The sequence below is a fragment of the Nostoc sp. UHCC 0251 genome (assembly GCF_034932245.1).
Lineage (GTDB): Bacteria > Cyanobacteriota > Cyanobacteriia > Cyanobacteriales > Nostocaceae > Nostoc.
The window spans coordinates 1-4,408 of record NZ_JAYGHD010000481.1; the positions used below are offsets into that span (position 1 = coordinate 1).

The 4,408-nt window shown below is 42.6% G+C and carries 3 protein-coding genes; all 3 read left to right on the plus strand.

The features are described 5' to 3' along the window. The first annotated feature begins 533 nt into the window (after positions 1 to 533). The 3 genes from VB740_RS35930 to VB740_RS35940 all read left to right on the plus strand — a co-directional run bounded on the left by VB740_RS35930 (position 534) and on the right by VB740_RS35940 (position 4,308). Positions 534 to 1,928 carry an S-layer homology domain-containing protein gene (locus VB740_RS35930; protein WP_323204574.1) on the plus strand — a complete coding sequence of 465 codons (1,395 nt, stop codon included), beginning with the start codon at positions 534 to 536 and terminating at the stop codon, positions 1,926 to 1,928. Positions 1,929 to 2,205: 277 nt separating this feature from the next. Then, complete coding sequence (locus VB740_RS35935; protein WP_323204575.1) at positions 2,206 to 3,252, plus strand: SGNH/GDSL hydrolase family protein; 1,047 nt, start codon at positions 2,206 to 2,208, stop codon at positions 3,250 to 3,252. A gap of 12 nt (positions 3,253 to 3,264) precedes the next feature. Further along, entirely contained in the window at positions 3,265 to 4,308 is a 1,044-nt protein-coding gene (locus VB740_RS35940; protein WP_323204576.1) for a M42 family peptidase, read from the plus strand. The last annotated feature ends 100 nt before the right edge of the window (positions 4,309 to 4,408 follow it).

The following is a 4,408-nucleotide window of genomic DNA, read 5'->3' on the forward strand; positions in this document are numbered from 1 at the left end:
GGCTGTACCCAGATGTCTCACCCATCAAAGTTGACTTGCCAGACCACTAGTAGTTTGCCACATTAATTCTGATCAGTTTCTAGCCAGCTACGAACTCCCCTAACTTGCCATGATGCCTGTCGTGGAGTAATAGCTTTAATCAACCAAATCATAAAACTATTACCTAGCAAGCATTACAGCTTTATTTATATCTTTTTCCCGAAAATGTTAGTTTGCGATAATTTTAGGGAACTCTATAAATAAGCATGGGAATTATCAAACCTAATGGCTGTAAAACAAAGACAACACGGTAGCTTCTGCTACCGTTTACTAAATTTTTGAGCGATCATCCATCATCTTCACCAAATAGGGCACTTACCAAGAGGACGCAGTGAGTCGGTAGTGTCTTTCGGTGATATGAAGAAGCAGAGGGGCTAATACCCAGAGGTGAAATTCCATTCTCCTCTACTTCCCTGCTGCTTTCTTAATCGCCAATCCCATTTAATGAACAGTCTGCGCTAGGGTAGGAATTGAAACTCAATTTGTGATTTCCTGTGCTTCCCTGTAAACATCCAGCTGTCTTTCTGAGTTTGGCTGTTCTACTGACTTCGTTAACAGCCTGTGCTAACAGTCCATCCGCCAAAAACCTTGAGCAATCTTTGGCGGCAGATCCTAACCTGCAAAGCAATCCAGTTGTCTTTGGAGAATCTCAGAGTAACCTACCACAAGCACAGCCAAACGAATCAGTAGTTCAATTACCATCTGATTTTCCCAAAGATATCCCACTATATCCCAATGCCAAGCTACAGGAAGTTACACCTGCTAGCGGCTCAGAAAACAGAATCTCAACTCGTTGGTTAAGTTCTGACCCTAGCAACTTTATTGCTAGCTTTTATAGCAGCCAGTTTCAAACAAATAACTGGCAGATTTTGCAACAGCCAGCTGATAATGCCGGAGGTGCGTATGAGGCACGCCGTAACGATTTGCTGTTGCAGGTTTCCATTCAGCCTAAATCAGTTACTAACGCCACACCTAATCAACCCCAAACAGCCACTGAATTACTGATTGAGTACGTACCGAATAGTACTGCAACGGCACAACCTAGCGCAACTACCAATCCTAACGAAACTACTAACACCCTTCCTCAACCAGGAGATGCCCAATTCATTGGCCCAGTACCACCTGCGAACTTGGCAGCACAGCCACCAAGTACGGCGAATAATCAAGCAACTCCTACAGCCACAGCCGAATCTCAGGAATTCAACGATCTGAATAAGGCACCGCAAGAATGGCGGCAACACATCCAAGACTTAGCTGCATTAGGTGTTTTATCTATAGAACCAGAAGCAACTAAGAGCAACTCCACTACCACAACTAACCAGTTTGAACCCGGTAAAATCATTACGCATCGGGAATACGCCCGTTGGTTAATTGCTGCGAATAATGCCATGTATGCCAGCAATCCAGCTAAACAAATTCGTTTGGCATCAGAAACTACTCAACCAGTTTTTAGTGATGTGTCTGCAAAAGACCCTGATTTCCCAGAAATTCAGGGATTAGCCGAAGCTGGATTAATTCCTAGTCCTTTGTCTGGAGATTCTACAGTAGTTTTGTTTCGTCCTGATGCACCCCTAACGCGGGAACAGTTGCTGCTGTGGAAATTACCCCTAGATACTCGCCAAGCTTTACCTTCTGCTAACTTAGATGCGGTCAAACAAACCTGGGGTTTTCAAGATGCAGCGCGAATTGACCCCAAGGCTTTAAGAGCAGTGCTGGCTGATTATCAGAATGGCGAACAATCGAATATTCGCCGGGTGTTTGGTTATACGACTCTGTTTCAACCCAAAAAACCAGTAACTCGTGCTGAGGCTGCTACAGCTTTGTGGTATTTTGGCACTCAGGGTGAGGGTATGTCGGCTACTGAAGCTTTGAAATCAAAAGGCGGTTAGTCTATCGGCAGCATAAAAGTGAGCAATTCCCTTCTAAAAGGTCGTAAAATTTGCCATTTCTTTGCAAAATAATTATTTTTTATCAAGAAAATGTAAATCTAGGTATTTTCAGCGTTTTTACCCGTGTTTAATGAATTTTTGGTGCATAGTTAAGTAAAACAACGTAAGTTAACTTAATAGGCGTACTTAGTTTTGAAGTAAGTCAAAAGATAAGTCGTCAGACTATCGCCCTTTCATTACTTTTAAACAAATTAAAAAATATCACGGGTAAAAAAATATGAAAAAACAAGCTGTAGCAGCAGGATTTGTTCTCTTATCTTTCATGTTGCCGACCAAAGCCTCAGCTGCGAGTTTTGGTTTTGATCAGCTTTATGTATTTGGCGATAGTCTTTCTGATACAGGCAATATATATAATGCTACTGGAGGAACGTTCCCTCAAAGCCCACCTTACTTTGAAGGACGTTTTTCCGATGGGCCACTCTGGATAGATTATCTCGGAGATCAGCTAGGGTTAAAGCCTACTTTATTCAGTACTATTCCTTCCACACCTTCTACACAAGGGATAAACTTTGCTTTTGGTGGTGCTAGCTCTGGTTCAGGTAATGCTGTCGTTCCCATTGCAAATTTACCAGGAGTACTCGAACAAGTCCTTGGTTTTGCTGGAACTCTGCAAGCAAATAATCAAACTGCTAATCCAGATGCGCTTTATACATTGTGGGGAGGTGCAAATGATTTTCTTTTTCTTAGCCCCGAAGACTCTAGCACGCCAATCAATAATATATCTCTGGCGTTGAATACTCTGGTAGGAATCGGCGCGAAAAATATTTTGGTGTTTAACTTGTCAGATTTGGGAAAGATCCTAGCAGCTACAATTGACGATCGCAACCCTGCAACCCTTAGTAAATCGACTAATGAGTTTAATTTGGGTTTAGCAACAACTGTGAACGCTTTGAGCCAAAACGCAAATCTCAACATCATCCCTATTGATACTTTTTCTTTATTTAATCAGACAAGTGCATTAGGTTTTACAAATGTAACTGAGTCTTGTCTCTCTAGGCTAGATATATGTGACCCAGGTAACAACAAGTTTTTCTTCTGGGATGATTTCCATCCAACGACTGCTGTTCATAAGTTAGTAGCAGAAACTGCACTAGCGGCGATTGAGTCTAAGTCTGTCCCGGAACCTGCGATAAACTTGGGGATTTTAGCTCTTGGTGCTTTTGGTGCGATAGGAGTGCTGAAGCGTCAACAAAAAAGATCAGCACTTGTATCAGCAGGTCGGGTTATTGATGCACAATTGTCTCATACAACAGTTGAAAACTGAACTAACTGATTGATGTGGGATTACGATCGCTTATTTGAAATTATTGAAGAATTAGTCATGCACCATTCTCCTAGTGGTGTAGAAGCTGAGATTAATCAGTTGTTGATGCAACGATTTGCGGCGCTGGGTGTAGAAGTATGGTGCGATCGCGCCGATAATATTATTGCCAAGATTCCAGGGAAAAATTCAGACAGAGCGATCGCCATCACCGCACACAAAGACGAAATTGGCGCAATTGTCAAGAGTCTCGGTGATGAAGGTCGTGTGGAAGTCCGCAAACTCGGCGGTTCTTTTCCGTGGGTTTACGGCGAAGGCGTTATCGATTTAATTGGAGATAACGAAACCATTAACGGTATTCTCAGCTTTGGTTCCCGCCATGTTTCTCACGAATCGCCCCAGAAAGTGCAGCAGGAAGATACTGCTGTTAAATGGGAAAATGCCTGGATTGAAACGAAACTCACATCTGCTGAATTAGAAACTGCTGGCATTCGACCTGGAACTAGAATGGTGATCGGCAAGCATCGCAAGCATCCAATTCGGTTAAAAGATCATATTGCCAGTTACACCTTGGATAATAAAGCTTCTGTTGCGATTCTGTTAGCTTTGGCTGAAAACCTGAAACAGCCAGTTGTTGATGTTTATCTAGTCGCTTCAGCAAAAGAAGAAGTGGGGGCAATTGGAGCGCTATTTTTCACCCAAAATCAGCGTTTGGATGCCTTGATTGCTTTAGAAATTTGTCCATTATCTGACGAATATCCTGTTAAAGATGGGGAAAGTCCTGTACTTTTAACTCAAGATGCTTATGGGATATATGATGAGGGGCTAAATGGACAACTGCGCCATAGTGCCAAGCAACTCGATATACCAATACAGTTAACAACTCTAAGTGGGTTTGGTAGTGATGCTTCAATTGCAATGAAATTTGGGCATGTTGGACGTGCTGCGTGTTTGGCATTTCCCACCCAAAATACACATGGCTATGAAATTGCTCATTTAGGAGCGATCGCTAATTGTATCGATTTGTTAAAATCTTTCTGCGAAACTGAGTTTGAGTGATATTTAGAGGCTTTGATTTGAAGGAGCGATCGCCCTCCCGGAGAATGACAGAAGCTGTTTACGGATGCACTGGCTTCCGTTATGGATGGAAGAAACAAGT

Bases quoted from the DNA above. Each gene is read 5' to 3' on its own strand.
- VB740_RS35935 (WP_323204575.1), top strand. From the start codon at position 2,206: ATGAAAAAACAAGCTGTAGCAGCAGGATTTGTTCTCTTATCTTTCATG.
- VB740_RS35940 (WP_323204576.1), top strand. From the start codon at position 3,265: ATGTGGGATTACGATCGCTTATTTGAAATTATTGAAGAATTAGTCATG.